Origin of the sequence: Coleofasciculus sp. C1-SOL-03, from assembly GCF_040220555.1 — a bacterium.
Lineage (GTDB): Bacteria > Cyanobacteriota > Cyanobacteriia > Cyanobacteriales > Coleofasciculaceae > Coleofasciculus.
In genome coordinates this window covers 52,999-74,352 of sequence record NZ_JAVJUO010000228.1, presented here as the reverse complement: position 1 = coordinate 74,352, position 21,354 = coordinate 52,999, and the positions used below count along the sequence as shown (strand labels likewise).

The 21,354-nt window shown below is 47.4% G+C and carries 17 protein-coding genes; 9 read left to right on the top strand and 8 right to left on the bottom strand.

What is annotated here, in order from left to right; all coding sequences use genetic code 11:
* The first annotated feature begins 339 nt into the window (after positions 1 to 339).
* Both RIE73_RS34950 and RIE73_RS34945 read left to right on the top strand, forming a co-directional pair.
* On the top strand, positions 340 to 1,215 hold the full coding sequence (locus RIE73_RS34950) for an Npun_R2479 family HD domain-containing metalloprotein (protein ID WP_446405534.1): 876 nt from the start codon (positions 340 to 342) through the stop codon (positions 1,213 to 1,215).
* Between the two features lie 11 nt (positions 1,216 to 1,226).
* Entirely contained in the window at positions 1,227 to 2,342 is a 1,116-nt protein-coding gene (locus RIE73_RS34945; protein WP_446405533.1) for an ABC transporter permease, read from the top strand.
* On the opposite strand, the gene RIE73_RS34940 is transcribed toward RIE73_RS34945, so the two are convergent.
* The 7 genes from RIE73_RS34940 to RIE73_RS34910 all read right to left on the bottom strand — a co-directional run bounded on the left by RIE73_RS34940 (position 2,284) and on the right by RIE73_RS34910 (position 8,897).
* Complete coding sequence (locus RIE73_RS34940) at positions 2,284 to 3,294, bottom strand: LysR substrate-binding domain-containing protein (RefSeq protein ID WP_446405532.1); 1,011 nt, start codon at positions 3,292 to 3,294, stop codon at positions 2,284 to 2,286. The two genes, RIE73_RS34945 and RIE73_RS34940, sit on opposite strands and share 59 nt — an antisense overlap.
* Positions 3,295 to 3,644: 350 nt before the next feature.
* Complete coding sequence (locus tag RIE73_RS34935) at positions 3,645 to 4,424, bottom strand: BMC domain-containing protein (protein ID WP_446405531.1); 780 nt, start codon at positions 4,422 to 4,424, stop codon at positions 3,645 to 3,647.
* Positions 4,425 to 4,720: 296 nt separating this feature from the next.
* A complete protein-coding gene (locus tag RIE73_RS34930) occupies positions 4,721 to 5,332 on the bottom strand; it encodes a transferase (protein ID WP_446405530.1) in 612 nt (203 codons plus the stop codon).
* A gap of 277 nt (positions 5,333 to 5,609) precedes the next feature.
* Positions 5,610 to 7,322 (bottom strand): ribulose bisphosphate carboxylase small subunit, encoded by a 1,713-nt coding sequence (locus RIE73_RS34925; RefSeq protein ID WP_446405529.1) that lies wholly within the window; start codon positions 7,320 to 7,322, stop codon positions 5,610 to 5,612.
* Positions 7,323 to 7,704: 382 nt separating this feature from the next.
* Complete coding sequence (locus RIE73_RS34920) at positions 7,705 to 8,007, bottom strand: EutN/CcmL family microcompartment protein (RefSeq protein WP_446388237.1); 303 nt, start codon at positions 8,005 to 8,007, stop codon at positions 7,705 to 7,707.
* Between the two features lie 144 nt (positions 8,008 to 8,151).
* Positions 8,152 to 8,493 carry a carbon dioxide-concentrating mechanism protein CcmK gene (locus tag RIE73_RS34915; RefSeq protein ID WP_006105258.1) on the bottom strand — a complete coding sequence of 114 codons (342 nt, stop codon included), beginning with the start codon at positions 8,491 to 8,493 and terminating at the stop codon, positions 8,152 to 8,154.
* A 92-nt stretch (positions 8,494 to 8,585) separates the two neighbouring features.
* On the bottom strand, positions 8,586 to 8,897 hold the full coding sequence (locus RIE73_RS34910; RefSeq protein WP_006105229.1) for a carbon dioxide-concentrating mechanism protein CcmK: 312 nt from the start codon (positions 8,895 to 8,897) through the stop codon (positions 8,586 to 8,588).
* 569 nt (positions 8,898 to 9,466) lie between these two features.
* On the opposite strand from RIE73_RS34910, the gene RIE73_RS34905 reads away from it, so the two are divergent.
* The 5 genes from RIE73_RS34905 to RIE73_RS34885 all read left to right on the top strand — a co-directional run bounded on the left by RIE73_RS34905 (position 9,467) and on the right by RIE73_RS34885 (position 16,356).
* Entirely contained in the window at positions 9,467 to 11,350 is a 1,884-nt protein-coding gene (locus tag RIE73_RS34905) for an NAD(P)H-quinone oxidoreductase subunit F (RefSeq protein WP_446405528.1), read from the top strand.
* Between the two features lie 241 nt (positions 11,351 to 11,591).
* Positions 11,592 to 13,076, top strand: a complete 1,485-nt coding sequence (locus RIE73_RS34900; RefSeq protein WP_446405527.1) for an NADH-quinone oxidoreductase subunit M — start codon at positions 11,592 to 11,594, stop codon at positions 13,074 to 13,076.
* A 130-nt stretch (positions 13,077 to 13,206) separates the two neighbouring features.
* Positions 13,207 to 14,337, top strand: coding sequence for a CO2 hydration protein (locus RIE73_RS34895; protein ID WP_446405526.1), 1,131 nt, complete (start codon positions 13,207 to 13,209; stop codon positions 14,335 to 14,337).
* 269 nt (positions 14,338 to 14,606) lie between these two features.
* Positions 14,607 to 15,014 (top strand): hypothetical protein, encoded by a 408-nt coding sequence (locus tag RIE73_RS34890; protein WP_446405525.1) that lies wholly within the window; start codon positions 14,607 to 14,609, stop codon positions 15,012 to 15,014.
* A 268-nt stretch (positions 15,015 to 15,282) separates the two neighbouring features.
* Positions 15,283 to 16,356 (top strand): WD40 repeat domain-containing protein, encoded by a 1,074-nt coding sequence (locus RIE73_RS34885; protein WP_446405524.1) that lies wholly within the window; start codon positions 15,283 to 15,285, stop codon positions 16,354 to 16,356.
* Between the two features lie 624 nt (positions 16,357 to 16,980).
* Here the strand turns inward: RIE73_RS34885 and RIE73_RS34880 are convergent.
* Positions 16,981 to 18,624, bottom strand: a complete 1,644-nt coding sequence (locus RIE73_RS34880) for a CPBP family glutamic-type intramembrane protease (RefSeq protein WP_446405523.1) — start codon at positions 18,622 to 18,624, stop codon at positions 16,981 to 16,983.
* Between the two features lie 374 nt (positions 18,625 to 18,998).
* On the opposite strand from RIE73_RS34880, the gene RIE73_RS34875 reads away from it, so the two are divergent.
* Complete coding sequence (locus RIE73_RS34875) at positions 18,999 to 20,351, top strand: histidine phosphatase family protein (protein WP_446405522.1); 1,353 nt, start codon at positions 18,999 to 19,001, stop codon at positions 20,349 to 20,351.
* A gap of 150 nt (positions 20,352 to 20,501) precedes the next feature.
* Positions 20,502 to 21,248: a Uma2 family endonuclease gene (locus RIE73_RS34870; RefSeq protein WP_446405536.1), complete on the top strand. Its 747-nt coding sequence runs from the start codon at positions 20,502 to 20,504 to the stop codon at positions 21,246 to 21,248.
* Positions 21,249 to 21,354: the final 106 nt, after the last annotated feature.

Here is a 21,354-nt window from a genome sequence, read left to right as displayed (position 1 = left end):
TTGGTGGTGATGGATTTCGGATGGACAGGGACATTAACGGCGCCCGTGGGATTTTCCTACGGGCTTTGGGAGATATCCCCTCTCTAAGAGCTTGTCTTTTAGAGTGCATTGTTAGCATAAGTTAGCAAAATTATATCGGTTTACACGAATACCAAAGCCCTGAAAGTTTTACGATTAAAGGGGTTGCCAGTTCGACACTAGCTAGCTATGACCAAGAACACGGTGAGGTTGTGAATCTTTAGATCGCAATCCACCTAAATTTATCCCATCCTGTAAAGTATAGAGTTATAACTGTTCGATTGATCCTCAAACCATTGCACTCCGCAGGGATTACCCAGGATGTTTAACGCAACAGAAATTCTCATAAACTCATTTGTCCAAAGACTCCGGGATGGCTACCACCGGACTTACGGGGGGCTGAAAACCGACTATGAGGACATTATTGCTTGGGCAGGCAGTATGGCAATGGAAAATATTGCCAACAGCGATGCCCTCTATCATAATGTCGAGCATTCTATCCTCGTCACCTTAGTGGGTCAGGAGATTCTCCGAGGCAAGCATATCCGTGAAGGTGGCGTCACCCCAGAAGATTGGTTGCACTTTATCATTTCTCTGGTGTGCCACGACATTGGCTATGTCAAAGGCGTCTGTCGTCAGGATCGGGAAACGGAACGACTGTACGCGACGGGCAAAAATGGTGAGATGGTGCATCTACCCCCTGGCGCTACCGATGCATCCCTAACGCCTCATCATGTTGATCGGGCAAAACTGTTTATTGATGAGCGATTTGGCGGTCATAAACTGATTGACGCTGAACTGATTAAGCTCAATATCGAACTGACTCGTTTCCCCGTTCCTAAAGAAGGGGATCATCGAGATACCCTAAACTATCCCGGTTTGATTCGTGCCTCTGATTTAATTGGTCAGCTTTCTGATCCCCGCTATCTCAAGAAAATTAGCTCTCTATTCTACGAATTTGAAGAAACCGGTGTCAATCAAGCCTTAGGCTATGAGCATCCTGGTGACCTTCGCGCCGGTTATTCCAGGTTTTACTGGAATGGCGTGTTTCCCTTTATCCAGGAAGCCCTGCGTTACCTGTCCCTCACCCAAGAGGGTAAGCAAATCACCGCCAACCTCTACTCCAACGTGTTTGTTGTCGAACACGAAAAGAACGAAGAAGAACACCGACAACTTGCCCAACAGCTTAACTCTTAACCCGTTAACCCATGAACTGGTGGCAAAAACTGAAAAAGAACCCCTTGGCTCGGTTTGGCGCGATCGTGCTATTGATTTTCTACATTGCCGTGATTGCGGCTGATCTTGTCGCGCCTTATGACCCTTATGTCTCCCAACCCAATGGTTCCCTTTTGCCACCGACTCAAGTCTACTGGCGCACTCCTGAGGGCAGGTTTATTGGTCCCCATGTCTACCCAACCACCCAAGGACCCACGGATTTAGAGACGGGGAACCGAGAACTGATAGTGGATTGGCAAAGTCCCTCCCCCATCCGCTTCTTGGTTCAAGGTGCGCCTTACCCGTTTCTCCAACTGCGTTTCCCCTTACCCCCTAACTTTAAAGAGGTGGAGATCTTTGGCGGAATTCCGATGAATTTGCACTTGTTCGGTACGATTGGTGAAGGCAAACTGAATCTGTTGGGAACCGATGAGCAAGGTCGCGATCAATTCAGTCGGTTGGTGCATGGGGGGCGCATTAGTCTCAGTATCGGGTTAGTGGGAATTGCTATCTCTTTTCCTCTAGGTTTAATTATCGGCGGAATTTCTGGCTATTTCGGGGGGTGGATTGATGCCCTGCTGATGCGCCTGGTGGAAGTGATGATGACAATTCCCACCCTATACCTACTTGTGGCATTGGCGTCAGTGTTACCACCCGGACTCACCAGCGCCCAACGATTTTTGTTAATTGTTTTAATTACCTCGTTTATTGGCTGGTCTGGATTAGCCCGGGTGATTCGCGGACAGGTGTTGTCAATTAAAGAACGAGAATTTGTTCAAGCATCCCAGGCGATGGGGGCGAAACCGCTGTACATTATTGTCCGCCATGTGCTGCCCCAAACGGCAACCTATGTGATTATCTCAGCCACTCTCGCCGTCCCCAGTTTTATTGTGGCGGAATCGGTGCTGAGTTTAATCGGTCTGGGCATTCAGCAACCTGACCCCTCCTGGGGAAATTTGCTATCCTTGGCAACGAATGCTTCGATTTTGGTGCTACAACCCTGGTTAATTTGGCCCCCCGCCCTCCTGATTATCTTGACCGTGTTAGCCTTTAACTTGCTGGGGGATGGTCTGCGGGATGCCCTTGATCCTCGGAGTTTGCAGCGCTAGGGGAAAGATTTCCATTGGATGGCGATGGCGGCAAGGGGCGGCGTAGGGCAGTCTTTTGGGCAAAGTCTTTGCCTTCGGTGAGCAGATAATCGAGAAAGGTGCGAGCGACAACGGAGAGTTGTTTGCCGTTGGGGTAAACCGCATACCAGTATCGTTCAATCGGGAATTCTTCCACATCTAAAATGGTCAGTTGATTGCAGATGCCTTCTAGGGCTAAGGTGTGACGGGATAAGACCGAAATGCCTAAACCCCCCGCGATCGCTTGTTTAATGGCTTCATTGCTACCCAAGTCAAGCTGCACTTTTAGATTAATATTACGGGCATCAAACAGTTCTTGCACCGCCTTGCGCGTTCCTGACCCCGGTTCTCTCATAATAAAGGGTTCCTCTGCCAAACGCTCCAAGGGAATATTGGTTTCATTTACCAAGGGATGATCCGATGGCGCGATGACGACGAGGGGATTGTCAAGAATGGCTTCGTAGGTAATATCCAGTTCCGGGAGTTGACTCATGACATACAAGTCATCGGCATTGTCATTCAGACGATTGATGATGTGTTCGTGATTGGTCACCTGAAGCGACACATCAATGCCGGGATAACGCCGACAAAATGGACCGAGTAACCGAGGAATAAAATATTTCGCGGTTGTGATCACCGCCACCCGCAAGCGTCCCTGTTTCAGCCCTTGCAGGTCAGCGACGGTCATCTCAAACTGGTCTAAATGGTCAAATATGGCACGGCAGGTCTTGACGAGTTCCTCCCCCGCTTGGGTAAGATAAAGACGTTTGCCCACTTGATCAAATAAGGGAACACCAACCGCTCGGGTAAGCTGTTTTACCTGCATTGACACCGTGGGTTGAGTGAGAAATAATTCTTCAGCAGCACGAGTAAAGCTATTATGTCGAGCAACGGCTTCAAAGACTTTGAGCTGATGCAGCGTGGCTTGCTTCAACGATACTCCTCCTTGATCGGATTTGGATGCATAGATTATAGTCTATGTTTTCTATTAAAACAATGTATTTTTTCTATGGTAACTCTAGGCTAAGATTTCAGGTAACACCAAACAAGTGACAGTCTTCCTTCCATCCCGCGTTGCCCCCTAACCCAGTTACATGTTCAGGACTGAGCAGTTTGGTTTTAGCCTGTATTCTACAGGACGCTTAATCTGATCATCCCTGGGATTGGGGACAACGCCTTTTTTTTTGGTAAAGGCAGAAGGCAGAAGGCAGGAGGCAGGAGGCAGAAGGCAGAAGGCAGAAGGCAGAAGGCAGGAGGCAGGAGGCAGAAGGCAGAAGGTTTATTTTAGAGGTCAATCTCTTTAGTTGGCGCAGGCAATTTATCTAAATCAGGGAGTTCGACTAATTCCTTCTCGGTTTCCTTGACCTCAACGGGCAATCGTAGCGGTTCGGGTGTTTCTTCCGCTTCAATGAAGTAACTTGCCAGGGGTAGAGCTTGTTCGAGATCCTCTAAGGGTCGAGTAATCACAGTAACCGCCACCAGTTCCCCAATCCGTTGGGCTTCAGCCATACCCACTTGCAGCGCCATGGCGACTTCCGCCACTCGACCCCGGATAATCACCGTGCATAAGCCCGCGCCAATGGTTTCGTAACCCGTCAGTTCTACATCGGCGGCTTTAAGCATCGCATCGGCTGCACCAACGATCGCCGGAAAGCCGCGAGTTTCTAGAAGTCCCAGGGCTTGGGAACTGTGGCGCGATCGCAGTTGCTGTTGCGCCTCTTCTAGCAAATGAGAACCCAGAGGTAAAACCACCTCTAAGTTCGGGAACGGTCGGGGAATCACCAGAGAGGACAATAACTGACCTTCTCGTTTCGCATGGTCAACCCCAGCTTGCACCGCAATCCGCACTTCTGCTGTAGCACCGCGCACAATGGCTGTACAGTGACCACTACCAATTTTCTCAAATCCGATCAACGTCACGCCAGATGCCTTGAGCATCGCATCAGCCGTACTCACAATCACGGGGAAACTGAGCGTAGACACCAAACCCAAAGAGGAATGACGAAAGCGATTTCGTTGAGTAGAGGGGGCGTGGGGGATAATTCCAGGGTTGTATGACTCCATAGCTCGGCTCTCCATGTCGTTGTTGGCTGTTCAGTGTTGCCTCTAATCCAGTCTAAGAAACCCAACACTCTAACCCTAACAACTTATCGGTATAACCTATCTCAGCGCTGATCTTAGATTACAACTTGGACGGTTTAATGATTTCCTTGCTCCCTCACCTCCGGTTCTAAGTACCTGGACATACAGTCTGTCTGCTGTACTAAGAAATGTTAACACGCCTCAAATCCTGACTGTTCCCTGTGTCCCTAATCTCAACCGTTAACTTTAATGAAAGTCCGACTACTTAGACGTGCAAACTAATGATTATAGGGAAATAGAGTTTTGAGAATCCGGTCTACACTCCCTTGTCCATAGATTGAGTTTCCCTCCGGGGAGTCAGCAGATTCCGGTTCCTCGTCCGGCGGGGACTCACTGGAACTGACCTCGGAATCAACATCTGGGTTGACCTCCTGCTGTTCAGACTGTTCAGCAGAGGAAGATGGATCAGATGCGATCGCCTCGGGTTCAGGATTCGCTGCTTCTGGGGGATTAGAGCGATCAACTGGAGGAGTTGCTGGTGGGGAAACCTCGGCAACTTGACGCCCGACATTGCCCACAACCGACCCGGCAGGAACCACGGTTAATCGCTCAATCGAAGCATTGTAAATCGTGGTCAGTGGACCAATACAGGCATTTGCCCCAATTTTCCCGTGACCCACAACCAATACCCCTGTACCCAAATTGACACCGATTTCTATCTCTAATGTCCCTTGGTCAGCGTGCAGAATTGAACCTGCACCAATACAAACACTCGCTGCGATACTAATTTTACTCTCCGGATTAGCCCGCAAAATTACTCCCGATGAAATCACAGCACTCGGATCAATGGTTACATCACCTTGCACGTAGACATGAGAGTGACTGCTCAATGGTAGTGGCAGGGGCAAATGCATTTTATAGTTATAGACGTGATAAACGTGAAGCTAATTCGGTCAATTGAAGCAGAAGTCCCACGATTTTGAAGTACATGATTAGGGATTACCTCTGTTGGCAAGGAAAGGGATTGAGGATGAAAACGTGTCAATGGTTTATTGAACAAGTTCGGAGAAAGCATTGATTTCAACCCTAACTCCATCACCAATCCTCAATCACAGATCACCCTTTCCTTTCCCGCTGACTTCTAAGGGTTACCGAGGTAATGATTGCTCAACTTGGCTTTTGAATCAGGGTTTCCAAGACACGCCGCTTGGCTTTGGGATCTATGCCAATTAGACGCACATATTCCCCACTATGTTCAGCCATACAGCCTTCTAACCCCTCAATCACCTCAGACACCTGATTCGAGTCGATCGGAGCGCAGCTTTGCCAGGAACTGGTGCGGAAGCGACGCTTGTCGGCGTGTTCGGTACCAATTTTGTAGCCCTGAGCTAATAAACCCCGGACTTGATCAATCGCCTCTTGGCTCAAAGAGGTGTCTGTGGGTGAGACTGAAGCCGATTTTGAGGGGGCGGATACCGGGGTTCTGGTGCTAGTGCGATCGCGCCGACCATTGGAAGACACCGATGTCCCTGTTGTCAAGGCTTTACTATCGGGTCGTTGAATAATTTCTTGCAGCACCCGTCGTTTGGCATTGGGGTCAATCCCAATCAAGCGCACATACTCGCCCTCATGGTCGGCTAAACAGTCGATAATCGCCTCCATCACCTCTGATTCGCGATTCGATTGAATCGACATCGCACTCTTCCAGGAACTGGTGCGGAAGCGCCGCTCATCGGCATATTCTAAGCCAACCCCATAGCCTTGGGCGACCAGTCCCGCCACCGTTTGCTGAAGATCAGACTCCAGTTGGGGTTGTGAACGGGAAACCTGACGGTTGTTGTTCGCCGCAGGCTGACTGTAACGATAACTCGAAGAGGCTTTAGAGGGGGTGGACTTGGACGGCTGATCACCAGGTCGTTGGATAATTTCTTCCATCACCCGCCGTTTGGCTTTCGGGTCAATCCCAATCAGGCGGACATATTCACCTTGATGATCCTGCAAGCAATCGCTCAAAGCATCAAGTACCTCGGATTCTCGGTCTGAGTGAATCGCGATCGCACTCTTCCAAGAACTCGTCCGGAAGCGCCGCTCATCGGCATATTCGGCACCAATCCGATATCCTTGAGCTAACAGTTGACGAATTTGTTTTTGCAGATCTGAACTTATGGCTGTAAATGAAGGCATGGAACTATAAGAATAAGAAGAACGACGAGACGGTTGATTTCCATTTTCTTGATCAGAGTCAGAGGCTTGAACCCTCTCCTTGCGGATTGGCGCAATACAAGCTTCATCCTCTGCACACTGATACCCTGATCGCAATGCATCGTTGCAGGCGATCAGATTATGAGCAAACGTGAGATCCTCCTCTTGGACATCGGGCAATCGATCCGCTTGCTGCTGGTTATTAATCACTGCTCCAGAGGGTACATATTTCCCCGGTGGGATTTCCACATCTTGCACCAAGGCGTGCATCATCACGATACAGCCATGACCGATGCGAGCATTAAACACGGTGGAGCGAAAGCCAATAAAGCAATCATCTCCAATGTAAGCTGGACCATGAATCAGGCATAGGTGAGTAACGGAGGTATTCTGACCAATCCAGACGGAGTAAGCTTTTTTGTCATCCCCCATCACTCGCCCATCTTCTAAGCCATGAATCACCACTCCATCTTGAATATTCGAGCCAGCGGCAATATAAAATGGTCCACCTTCGTCTGCTCGAATGGAAGTCCCCGGCGAAATTAGGACATTTTCGGCGATTCTCACATCTCCGATAATATTAGAAAAGGAGTGGACGTAGGCACTTTCGTGAATTTGGGGTTCCGCCAAACTTTTTGACCAAGGGGTCGGGGGTGCCGCGTAGCTACGAACTACCATGATAATATTTTCCTGCCTTGCACAACGTCTATCAACGTGTTGTTTTGTTTGGATTACACCAAGAGCATTTCATCCATACGTCTTGGATGTTTCCCCCAATGGGGCTATAAAGATCTTTGTTTAAGCTGACTCTCAAACCATCAGCAATTCTAGATTGTTAGGTTTATGAAGGAGACACTTTGGGTTAAAACCAGGGTACTGAGCCAGGGGGTATTGGGTGGACTCCCCTCCCGCCAGCAGAATACCTATTGGCTTGATGACGCCAAATTCGGGTATGAATTCTTGATCGGGCGGTCAGTCATCTTCGACCGATACGGGAGTCAGATTCAGGGCTTACTCGTGATTGGTGTTAACGATTTCAGATGACTTTTTTCACCCCAGACTATCGATATTGATCTTTTTTACTGTAGAGAATGTGACTATCTACACTAACAGTGTCAATAATCCCCACTACCATAGCATCAATAGGACGTTTATCACTTTCACCCACCTGACGAGCGGCGCTGCCACAACTCACCAAAACCCACTCATCCACACCCGCACCGACGACATCTGCTGCCACTTCGTAGTTGGGTAGAGGTTTACCCTCGTCATCCATAAACTGTACTAAGAGAAATTTTACACCTCTCAGGCTGGGTTCTTTACAAGTACTAACGACTGTCCCCCGCACTCTGGCAATTTGCATTTATCCTCCACGGTTGGGATTTTGGATCGTCGGATTTGGGCGGATTGAGTTACTGTTTTTTAGTGAGCGAGTCTTGCTTCTATCTCAATCCCCAATCAACCTTTCCCATTATTTTTCTAAGGATTAAGGATAAGGGTATTGGTCTTAGGGACGGTTCAGCGGACGGATGGCATTGGTGCTTTCTCGGAACTGTTCCACGTCTTCCGTGTACCGAATGGGCAGTACGTACTCTAGGTTTTCATGAGGACGGGCAATAATGTGGGTGGATAGAACCTGACCCCCATTCACCCGCTTGACGTTATCCACCCCAGCGGCGACGGAGGCTTGGACTTCCGACACATCGCCCCGGACGATAACCGTCACCCGACCACTACCGATTTTTTCGTACCCGACTAACGTGACGCGAGCGGCTTTCACCATGGCGTCAGCGGCTTCGACCACAGCCGGAAAGCCGAGGGTTTCTACCATTCCAACGGCGATTGACATGAACGTTTCTCCAAAATCTAGGGGTTTCTCTGTCTCTGTTTTGACACCTTGGGAGCGCCAGGATTTAGCCCAATCTAAGCGTAGAGGTCTCGCTAATAGGATCGGAATTGTTCCACGGCTTCGCTATATCGAATCGGTAGGACGTATTCCAAGTTCTCGTGGGGACGAGCAATGATGTGGGTGGATACGACTTCACCCCCATTCACCCGATTGGCGGATTCGACGCCAGCGGCGACAGAGGCTTGGACTTCTGAGACATCGCCCCGAACAATCACCGTAACCCGCGCACTACCAATTTTTTCATACCCGACTAAGGTGACACGGGCGGCTTTCACCATGGCATCGGCGGCTTCGACGACAGCCGGAAAGCCTTTGGTTTCAATCATTCCTACAGCAATTGGCACGTTGATTTTCTCCTTGTGAATACGTTGACCATGACTCAGCCCATCCCGGTTGGGCAAAAATTTGGACGGGAATGCCGAATTTTAGACTAATGAATGACTAGCCAAAATCAAGCATAGGGAAGCTTGGCACAATTGACAATATAAATTATTATGATAATTCTTAATCAAAATGTTTAACAAAACTTAACGCTAGGGCGATAATAATCCAGAGGAGGGGCAAAATTCTCAGCTTTTGCCAAATGTTGGCTTTGTTTTATAATCTTTGGGTAACGTTTTTATAAGTTAAAGTGAATCATCTCCAGACGCTGGGACAATCCCCTCATCATCAAGCCGAGGCAGCAGGTCGGAGAAACGCCTGACCGACCAAGTCACGTTATGCAAAGGCTCTATGATTAACTATAAGCTTAGTTTATCACTTTGATTAAATTGACGTTTAATTAAATTAAATAGAGGGACTCAACGGGCGATCGCACCAGCGAATTCCTCTGTCAATACACAACACACAACAATACGCAAAATTCTGTATCGATTGATCCAGTGGTAAAAAACCAACGAGGTAGACAAGCGGGATGACAGAGTTTCTGAATCAGACAATTTGGTTAGTGCCGTTTTATGGGTTAATTGGCGCAATTTTAACCTTACCTTGGGCAACAGGGGTGATTCGTCGCACCGGTCCGCGTCCGGCTGCCTATTTTAACCTATTAATGACGCTATTTGCCTGTATTCACGGCGCGGCTATATTCCAGTCTACCGTGAATCAGCCGATGGTGAACGAGTTTGTGTTTGACTGGCTGCAAGTCGGCGGCGTCAATTTCTCCTTCGCCTTGGAAGTGTCGCCGGTGAGTACAGGTGCTGTGGAAGTAGTCACCAGCCTCAGCCTATTGGCGCAACTCTATGCCCTCGGCTACATGGAAAAAGACTGGGGCTTAGCCCGCTTTTTTGCCCTCATGGGATTCTTTGAAGGGGCGATGAGTGGGATTGCCTTAAGTAATTCCCTACTCTTGAGTTATGCCCTGTTGGAAATGCTGACCCTCTCCACCTACTTACTCGTCGGCTTTTGGTATGCTCAACCCTTAGTGGTGACGGCAGCACGAGATGCCTTTCTGACTAAGCGGGTGGGGGACTTATTGCTGTTAATGGGGGTTGTCACCCTGGGAAGCCTCGCGGGTAGCTTAAACTTTAACAATTTATACGAGTGGGCAGGAACCGCAAACCTTCCCCCCCTCCTCGCCACATTGCTAGGATTAGCCCTAATTGCTGGACCTTTGGGCAAATGCGCTCAATTTCCCCTGCATTTGTGGCTAGATGAGGCAATGGAAGGACCCAACCCCGCCTCCGTGTTGCGGAATTCCTTGGTTGTCTGCTGTGGGGCGTATGTGTTGATTAAGCTGTTGCCGATTTTAGCCCTATCCCCGGTTACATTATCGGTGTTAGTGGTGATTGGTACAGTCACAGCAATTGGTGCCTCCTTAGTCGCCATTGCCCAAATTGATATTAAGCGATCGCTCTCCCATACCACCAGTGCTTATCTAGGATTGGTATTTATCGCCGTGGGTACCGGACGTGCGGATATTGCCGCCGCCTTACTCCTCGCCCACGCCTTTGCCAAAGCCCTATTGTTTATGAGTACGGGTTCGATTATTCTCACCACCAGTAACCAAAATCTCACCGAGATGGGGGGGTTATGGTCTCGGATGCCCGCCACTACCACTGCCTTTGTTGTCGGCACAGCCGGGATGATTGGACTATTGCCCCTAGGGGGGTATTGGGCGTTAAGTAAAGGGATTAATTCCCTGTGGGCAGATTCACCCAGATTAGTGGCAACGTTTATCGTGGTCAATGGGATTACCGCCCTGGGATTAACTCGCGTCTTTCGCCTAGCCTTTCTAGGGAATCCCCAGCCCAAAACCCGCCGTACCCCCGAAGTGGCGTGGCCCATGGCGTTACCGATGGTGGGGTTAACTGTGATTACTCTGGGGATGCCGTTGTTGCTGCAACAGTTAAACTTGTTACCCCCTGCCAAGTATGAGTATTTAATTGAAGTCCCCCAACTGGTATTATTGGGTTCCAGTTTAATCGGTTGTGCGATCGGTGGGTTAATTGACTTGCCGAGAACTGGAATCAGATCGGTTAGCTTACCGGTGCGATTTTTGCAAGACCTTTTAGCGTATGATTTCTACGTCGATCGCCTCTACAATTTGACGGTTGTGTTTGCTGTGGACTTATTTTCTAAACTGACGGATTGGATTGATCGGCATATCGTCGATGGTGTGGTGAATTTAGTTGGTTTAGCGACTGTGGTTGGGGGTCAATCGTTGAAGTATAGCGTGTCGGGGAAATCTCAGTTTTACCTGTTAACGATTCTGATTGGTGTCAGTTTATTGGCGCTGTTAATGAGTTGGCCCCTCAGTCAGTGGGATTGGGAACGGTGGTTATTTCTGAATGGGCAATAAAACGGTTGTGTCTATCGTTTAGTGACCTAACTCTAAGGTGACTCAACCCGCCCTGATTGGTTGGTATCGAAAGGAAATTTTTTTAACGCAGAGGTACGCAGAGGTTAACGCAGAGGGACGCAGAGGGGTGATGAGAATTGATGCTCAATGACGTGGTTTGTCAATTGCAGCGAATATAACGAAGGACTAGGGACGAAGGACAAAGGACATAAGATGAATAAGAAAAGACGAATAAGAAATTATGCTAAGTGCTTTGATTTTAGTGCCGCTATTCACTGCCCTTGTCGTCGGATTTTTGCCTACAAATCTGATGGTAAAAGGGGCGCGTAAAGTCACCCTGATTGTTACCAGTGGCCTATTTATTTGGTCACTGGTGCTACTAGCGCAGTTTAATCCTAGTGAGATAAACCTTCAGTTTCAAGAGCAACTCTCTTGGATTGAGTCGATTGGGTTAACTTACAGTTTAGGTATCGATGGGTTGTCCATGCCTTTACTGGTTTTAAATGGTTTACTTACTGCGATGGCGGTGTACTGTAGCGATGAGGAGTTAGAACGCCCGCGATTTTATTACACACTGATTCTGTTATTAAATGCAGGAGTAGCGGGGGCATTTTTGGCGCAAGACTTGTTGCTGTTTTTCCTGTTTTATGAACTGGAATTGATTCCCTTATATTTGTTAATTGCCATCTGGGGCGGAAAACGGCGCGGCTATGCGGCGACCAAGTTTCTCTTATATACAGCGGTGTCGGGGGCGTTGGTTTTAGCCGTATTTTTAGGTTTGGTCTTTTTGAGTGGGGCAAATAGTTTTGCCTATAGTACTGTGCAGAACTTAGCCTCATTATTACCTGTGGCGCGTCAATTGGTATTATTAGGCGGAATTCTGATCGCGTTTGGGATTAAAATTCCTTTGGTTCCCTTCCATACCTGGTTACCGGATGCCCACGTTGAAGCCTCGACACCGATTTCCATGCTGTTAGCCGGGGTGTTGCTGAAGTTAGGAACCTATGGATTATTGCGCTTTGGTTTAGGCTTATTCCCCGAAGCGTGGACAGTTGTTGCGCCTTGGTTAGCAATATGGGCGGTAGTCAGTGTTCTCTATGGCGCGTTTAATGCGATCGCGCAACGGGATATGAAGAAGATGGTGGCGTTTAGTTCAGTGGCGCACATGGGGTATATTTTACTAGCGGCTGCTGCGGGGACATCGATTTCCCTGGTGGCGGCGGTGATGCAAATGGTGAGTCATGGGTTAATCTCGGCGTTACTGTTTTTCCTGGTGGGGGTGGTGTATAAGAAGACGGGGTCGCGAGATTTAGAGGTTCTCAATGGATTATTGAATCGGGAACGGGGATTACCGTTGATTGGTAGCTTTATGGTATTGGCGGTGATGGCGAGTGCGGGAATTCCAGGAATGGTAGGATTTATCTCAGAATTTCTGGTGTTTCGCGGGAGTTTTCCGGCGTTTCCGGTGCAAACACTTCTGTGTATGATTGGGACGGTATTAACGGCGGTGTATTTCCTAATTTTGCTGGATCGTACCTTTTTTGGGCGTCTCTCGGCGCAGGTGATTCATTTACCTCGTGTTTATTGGCGGGAACGAATACCGGCGATTGTGTTAGCGGTGTTGATTGTGATTTTTGGGATTCAACCGGGATGGTTAGTGCGGTTGAGTGAAACCACTACGGCGACGATGGTGACGAATTCACCGACAATTGCTTTAGGGAAATAAGGCAGATGGCAGATGGTAGATGGTAGATGGGAAGTTAATACTAAGTCAGGGCGGGTTTTGCATAAAGGTTACTATCAATAGCGAAAAGAAAGTTCCTAAACCCGCCCCTACACACTCAAACCTAATTGCTATGGTCATTAGTCAAAAAACATCTAAAACTCATCCCCTAGAACCTTACATTAAACGCCTGAACTCAGGTGAAGCGCTGCTGGTGGATTCACCGGAGAATGTGCTGGAGGTTGTGGGAATTTTACATAGTTATGGTATTGTCTTAGATGCCTATTCGCGCAATCTGATTTATATTGCTGACAATCAGTTTTTAGTCTTTTTCCCCTTTTTCAAATACTTTAATGGGGATGTGTCTTTTCAGAAACTATTGCAGCACTGGTGGCATGATCGGATTAATTTTGAATATGCCGAATACTGTATGAAAGCCATGTTTTGGCATGGAGGTGGGGGATTAGATACGTATCTGGATACGCCAGACTTTCAGCAACACTGTGCCGCTGCGATTCAGGTAAAGTTTAAGGGGAATCCCTTTGTTCAAGGGTTAAACTGGTTATTTCCCGATTTTCTCACCGAACAAATGCGTCAGATGGCATACTACAGTGGCTTGGGTCAATTCTGGCGGGTGATGAGTGATATGTTTATGGCGTTATCGAGTCGCTATGATCAGGGGGAAATTAAGACGATTCCGCAGGTGGTGGAACATATTTTAAATGGATTAGTGGCGGCGGCGAATAAACCGATTACCTATAGCGTGAAACTTGGTGATCGCGTGTATGATATCATTCCCAAATCCGCTGGGTTAACCTTTCTCATGGATACAGCAGTTCCCTATGTGGAGGCGATTTTCTTTCGGGGAACACCGTTTTTGGGGACGGTTTCTTATAACGCCCAAGCGAATCAGATTCCGCCAGAACAAGGTAAGTTTACTTATGGGGCATTATATGCCGATCCGTTACCTGTTGGTAGTGCGGGAATTCCACCCACATTATTGATGCAGGATATGCGTCATTATTTACCGGATTATCTGCATCAAGTTTATCAGCGATCGCGTCGGGGAGAGGATGATTTGCGGGTGCAGATTTGCCAAACGTTTCAGAAGTCGATGTTTTGTGTCACAACGGCGGCAATTTTGGGTTTAGCGCCGCATCCGTTGGATACAACGGAACCGGATCAGCAGGCGGCAAATCGGGCGTATTTGGAGAATTGGATGGATCGATTTGTCACATCGCGGATCACTGATGTTAATCAGTGAGGTTGATACCAATGAGGGGGGTAGAGTCAAGGTATTGCTTGGGTTTTCCGCTTAAGTTGACGCCAATGTCCCTAAACCCGCCCCTACACAAAACTTTACGTAGAGACGTTTTGCATAAGTCCCTGACAGTGAGAGATACGACTCAGTATCGATATCGTGCTGCTGTCAGGTGAACTATGCATCCAACTCATGAGCCTTCTGGATATTCATCAACCGACTCTCCTTGCTCCGCTGTCCCCCTGAATTTGTTGAAAAGTGGACAGTTGCTAATGGTTAAACCTGACTGTCGGGGAGCCTTAATTATCCAAAAACGGTTTTATGCCGATTTTGTCGGTCCCGGTGCTGCGGTGGGCAGTAGTTTTGACGTTGATTGTACGTCAGTGTACGTAATTGGGGAGGTTGAATTTTATGCGCCTACTACATACACTGAACGCCAGCAAGCATTTCAGAAACGCAGGGAATATTGCGAAACGTTACAGTCGATGGTGATGATACCAACTCCCCTTGATCGCGCTGCAACTATCCTGCACCAATTGTCTCTTTGGTTGGACGTTAGTGTGATTTCTGAAATTCCATCGGGTTTAATTGCTCAGTTAGCCGGAGTGTTGACAAAGACTGTAACAATTATTCGTCGGCAACATCCAACTAATCCGGCAGAAAGATTAAATATTCATTAAAATTCTCAGCTAGATTATTTGATTTAACCCGAAAGTATGAGGTTGATTGAGCCATTCCAAGTGATCATGGCATCGTTACCGTAGTTTGGGAGTTTCACGATGCTTAGATTCTCTGTAAGTTGTACCCTCTCCGAATTAATTTCTCTCATTTTTTGTGCTGTTGTTGGCACAGGAATAATATTTATGGGATACTTTTTGGCATTATCTGTCGTCTAAGGGAACAATCTCACCCATTCAGGTGGGATGATGTTGTGCCAAAAGGTTAACCATGAGTCGTCGGTCAAGTTCTTACGCGGTTTTCGTCGCACTGACGGTTATAACTGTACTGTCTGTCATCGTAACCAATGTGCCGCGATCGCTCTCTGTATCCCCAAATCCTGGCAATGCTACTCTCATCGCCGCTACGCCGACTCAACCATGGCAAGATGCCAAATTGTTGCGTAATATTAAGGGACATACAGACGCCGTAGGTGCGATCGCGATTAGCCCAGATGGACAATTCTTCGCTACGGGTAGTGATGATCAAACGATTAAACTCTGGAACCTAAATACAGGTCAGCCGTTGCGGAGGCTTTCTGGACATTCGGATCAAGTTACGGCTCTCGCCATTAGTCCAGATGGGGAAAAATTGGTGAGTGGCGGGGGTATTGAGGACGGTTCGATTAAACTCTGGAATCTGAAAACAGGGGAATTGATCAAGACTCTCCAGAAAAAAGAAGGGATGATTCCCTCTTTGGCAATTAGTCCAGACGGAAAAATTCTAGCGAGTGGAAGAAGAGGAGAAGGGTTAGGGTTTATTTCGGAAATTGCCCTTTGGAATTTAGCAACAGGCGAACAACTGCTTCAATTTGAGATTGAAAATTTAACCCTCTCTCTTGCGTTTAGTCCCAATGGAGAACTCCTGGCTAGTGGTTCTGAGGATGGTACCATTCATCTATGGAATTGGCAGAGTGGGGAAATTTTGCATATTCTCCAGCATCCTCAGTCTTTAAGGGCTTTGGCGTTTAATCAAGATGGAAGCGTTTTGGTGAGTGAGAGTTTTGCCGAAACCATTAACGTTTGGAATCCTGAAACTGGGGAATTAGTTTCGACACCAGTGGAAAATCCTAAACCTGTGTTTGTGAATGCCTTGGCGCTGCATCCGTCGGGTAACATTTTAGCCAGTGCGTTAGGTCCTTATGGCAGATTAGGGTTATGGAATCTGGAATCGGGTGAGTTGATGACGATGTTGGAAGGGTTTTCGGGTTCGATTTTCTCCCTCGGCTTTAGTCATGATGGACAGATATTGGTGAGTGGGAGTAATGATGGCGCGATTACTATTTGGAGAACAGGGGAACGGTAGGGGTTTGGTTTCCAAACCCCTGAATCGTGCTAAATTTTGTCCTATTTATCCTATCGAAGGATTGAACACCGATAGAATGTAGGTTAAATAATACATTTCCAGTTAACAGCGGTGGGTTACGGCGGACACTTTATTAAATGGTTATCGCTTCTGTTTAAATTTCCGCCTAACCCACGATGGCGGCGTGGCACACCTTAATTGGTGGATTAGAATTGTAGGGGCGCATGGCATGCGCCCAGAAAATCGGCAAAATCTATCCCACAATTTTAGCTGAGTCGGGGCGGGTTTAGTTACTTATGGGTGAGGGAAGAAACGATAGTTGTAAAATCCACCCCTACATTGGGAAAGGGCGGGTTTTGAACAAAGGTTAATAAGTAGGTGGACACAATTAACGTGAACGGTTGAGATTCGGGAACAGGGAACAGGGAACAGGGAACAGTAAGGGTTTGAAGAGGGTTTACAAAACTTAATACAGTACCGTTTTCTTTTGTCCGACTACTTATCAATAGCCGAACGAAAGCCCATAAACCCACCCCTACATTGGGAAAGGGCGGGTTTTGAACAAAGGTTAGTATCAATAGCGCAACGAAAGCCCATAAACCCGCCCCTACAAACTATACTTCCTCAATTTCCGCCACTACCTAAAATAACTAAACTCAACAATGTCCCCGTATTCCAGAGACTGTGAACCAGCATGGGGGCGACAAGATTGCGCGATCGCGTGTACACGACTCCCAATACAATGCCTAACGTGGCTAAGGGGAGGACTTCTGACAGACTCAGGTGCGCGATCGCAAAGACGAGACTACTGGCGACAATGGCACCCCAAACAGGCATATAGCGCGTTAACGACGGTAACAAAAACCCTCGGAACATGAATTCTTCAAACAGGGGTGCAGCAATGCAAGCTGTGCTAAAAAATATCACAATCGCAACTGTATCCTGTCCTTCTAGCACCAGAGACAGAATCGGATTACTTCCTCCTTGTCCCTGCCATAATTTCTGATTCAGGAGTGAGACTAAAATCACCAGGGGTAGTGCCACTAAGTAGCCCCCTAATCCAAAAATAATCCCTTTTTTGCGGAATTTAATCCGAAACCAATCCTCTGGCAAGGGTAAAAAATCCTTGATCGAAAGGTAGAGGATTCCCAATCCTCCGGCGGCTAACAAAATGTAAGTCATTAAAACGTAGAATGCCTGCATTCTTACCGTAAAATTAGCCGGATTCAGATTGAACAAGCCGATTATCAGGGGCAGGATAAACAGAGGCAGGAGGATTTGACCGATAAAGAAAAAGCCGAGAATCAAGACTTGCCAAATCATTTCTCCATCCCAAGGCGTATCCCACGGGATAGTGCTGTTAGTGGCGAGGAGCGATCGCTCTCCCTGAAATAACCACTGACCCAGTAAAAATAGCAAGAGTCCCACCCCGATTAGACCGCCAATTCCAGGAATGGCACTAATTAGAGTTAATTTAACCAGGGCTTGTTTAGCTTTCTCTTTTTCTTGAAATTTTAGGGATAATAAAGCATCTTGACGCTGTTGCAATTGATAAAGCTGAAACAATGCCCGATACTGGAACCAACTCTCTAAATTTTGTTGAATTTTTGATTCTGCATCGGGTAAAATTCGAGGCGGATCACTCCAAAGACCCACTAATACGGCGGCAGCTTGGGCGGATGGCGTCGTTGCTGAAGCGGTACTTTTCAGGGTTTCTTGCTTAATCAACTCATTCCACGTCTGAATCGCCATCTCTGTTCTACCCTGTTGAGCTTGCAGTAGTCCCAACCGCACATTTAGTTCATCGATGAGCTGTTCTGTCTGAGATAATGACTTTTGCAACTGCTTTCGCTGCTGAGAGGTCATCGGAGCCTCATCAATGGGAGCGATTTGCATTTGCGGTTTAGTGAGTTCCTCACCGATAGATGTTGTCACATCCGGGTTTGAGGACAGTTGTCCCAGTTTGGCGATAATTTTCGATTGAGTTGTCTGTGCTGTTTCCAGCACTTGTTCATATTGCTCTTGGGCATTTTCCAACGGATTATCACCCAGTAAGGCATTCCGTGCCGTCGCTAAATCCTCATCTCCTTCTGTTGCTAAACGCTGACCTTCGGTAGCATGGAGTAACAAATTGGTTTGGTAAAGTTCCAAACGACTTTGTATTTGAGGCTGACCCCAGCTTTCCACCAAAGAAAGGCTGACTTGTAAGAGTACAGCAACTGTCAGTACCGCCAAAATCAACCGTTTAATCACTAACCCAGTATTCATGAACCCCCCAAAAAACGTAATAAGTCATAAGTCATAAATAATAAGTCATAAGTTCTAACGTTCTCAAAAAATATTTAGTAACAAAGCTCACTGTTTTTGTTTCAGATGTAATCTGTCGCATTCTGGCTTTTCCGGGGAAGTCTTGAAACCCTGTTGATAGGGAAAATACACAATAAAAATTAACCTCTTCCCCATCTCCCAGACGTAGCATGCTACGTCTCTACATTGCTTCCCCAGCTTCCCAGCCTTTTTGCACCGCAGGTGGGCGGTTAAACTAAAAATGACCCTGATATTTGAAGATGCCCCAAGGATGCTACCAGCATTTGGGTTAATCTGGCTACTATTCATAAATTGGTCACATAGGAGCAAAAGGATTGACTACTCGCGTCATTATTGTACGGCACGGTCAGAGCAGCTATAATGCCCAGCAACTCATTCAAGGACGCTGTGATGAGTCCGTGTTAACGGAAACAGGGGCTGATGATGCCCGTAAGGTGGGTGCTGCCCTCAGTAGCTTGAGCCTTGATGCTGTTTATTGCTCTCCTCTCCAACGAGCGAAGCAGACCGCAGAGGTCATTTTACCTTATTTGTCTGGCTCACCCCCTCTCCAACCATCAGAAAACCTGATGGAAGTCGATTTACCCTTGTGGGAAAAAGTGGCTAAATCTGACGCCCGGACAAATTTCCCGGAAGATTATCGGTGCTGGAAAGAACGTCCGGAAGATTTCTATATGGAAATCACTACGTCGGAGGGAACCCGGAAGCATTTTCCTGTCTTGGCACTTTATCAACAAGCGCAACAATTCTGGCAAGAGATTCTACCTCGCCACCAAGATGGCACGATTTTAATCGTGGCACACAATGGCATCAATCGCTGTTTGCTGAGTAGCGCCTTGGGTATTTCTCCCGCCCGTTACCAGTCCGTCTTACAATCCAACTGTGGCATTAATGTTCTGAATTTTACGGGCGGTTGGGGTGAACCCGTGCAATTAGAGTCTCTCAATCAAACCGCTCATGTTGGTACGCCGTTACCGACACCTCGCCCCAGTAATCGGGGGTTGCGTCTGCTGCTGGTACGTCACGGGGAAACCGAGTGGAATCGTGTCTCCCGCTTCCAAGGCGGGATTGATGTGCCGTTAAATGAAAATGGGCGTCAACAGGGACAGCAGGTGGCTGAGTTTCTTAAGGATATTCCGATTGATTTTGCCGTTACCAGTCCGATGTTACGTCCCAAGGAAACCGCTGAATTGATTCTCCAGTATCACGGTGGTATTCCGCTAGAACTTGAAGACAAGTTTCGCGAAATTAATCATGGACTGTGGGAAGGGAAATTAGAGTCAGAAATTAACCAAGAATACGCGGATTTATTGCATCAATGGAAAGTTGCTCCAGCGACGGTACAAATGCCCAATGGTGAAAATTTAAACCAAGTATGGGAGAGGGCTACAGCCGCTTGGGATAGGATGATTCAAGTTAAAGCTGGAATGGCTGAGTCTGAACTAAAAACAGGTTTAGTTGTGGCACACGATGCGATTAATAAAGTGATCCTTTGCCATGTTTTGGGATTGAGTTCAGAATCATTCTGGAGTATTAAACAAGGGAATGGGGGTGTGAGTGTGATTGAATATACTCAAGGTTTGGACAAGTTACCTGTTGTCCAGGCGATGAATATCACAACTCACCTTTCTGGAGATATTTTCGACCGAACGGCAGCAGGGGCGTTATAGCAGTAGACACATCGATTGGGACTTTCGGCATCATTGTAGAGACGTTGCATGCAACGTCTCTACATGTTGGTGGAAATAAACTCAACCCTGTTAAGTTAGATAAATAATTCTCAAAGCCTTACAAATGACCAATGACTAATGACAAAAACCATGTTTCAAACCAATCCGCCTCAAGACCCGAAAAAAGTTTTGCCCACGATGTACGATCTCAAAAGCGAAGACCCAAAGGAACCCGGTTTGCCTGACAAATATCACCTACTACAAGCACGTTTCCTTGAAGATACCTTCTGTCCTCCTAACTACCCAACGGATCGCATTTTTGTTGCCAGCGATTTGAATCTTTACTACAATCCACGCCAACCTAATTGGTACAAACGCCCCGACTGGTTTGCTGTAGTGGGGGTTGATAGACTCTATGAACAACGGGATTTACGCATGAGTTATGTGGTGTGGCAAGAAGAAGTTAATCCCTTTGTCGTGGTAGAACTGATTTCACCGGGTACTGAAAAAGAAGACTTGGGGGAGACGCTGCGGGAAGCGAATCAACCGCCGACAAAGTGGGAAGTTTATGAACGTATTTTGCGCGTTCCCTATTACATCGTGTTTAATGGTCGCACGAACCAGCTAAGAGCGTTTCAGTTAATGGGTAGTAGCCACACTGAGTTAGACTTGAGTGAACCGCATGTGTGGATGAACGATATTCAGCTAGGGTTAGGACTGTGGCAAGGTTTCTATGGGGAATGCGATCGCCTCTGGTTGCGTTGGTATGATGTACAAAGCCACTGGATTTTGACTTCCTCAGAACGAGAACGACAAGGAGTTGAACGAGAAAGACGACGGGTAGAGAGATTGGTCGAACAATTGCGATCGCTTGGTGTGGAACCGGATTTGGGTTAAGTATCACCAATAATACAAGTTAAGAAACAATAAGTTCTCACCTCTGGAGAAGAGGCTGCGGATTGCGGCAAAGTTTGGCAGTATAAAGAATAGGTATGTGCTGCTA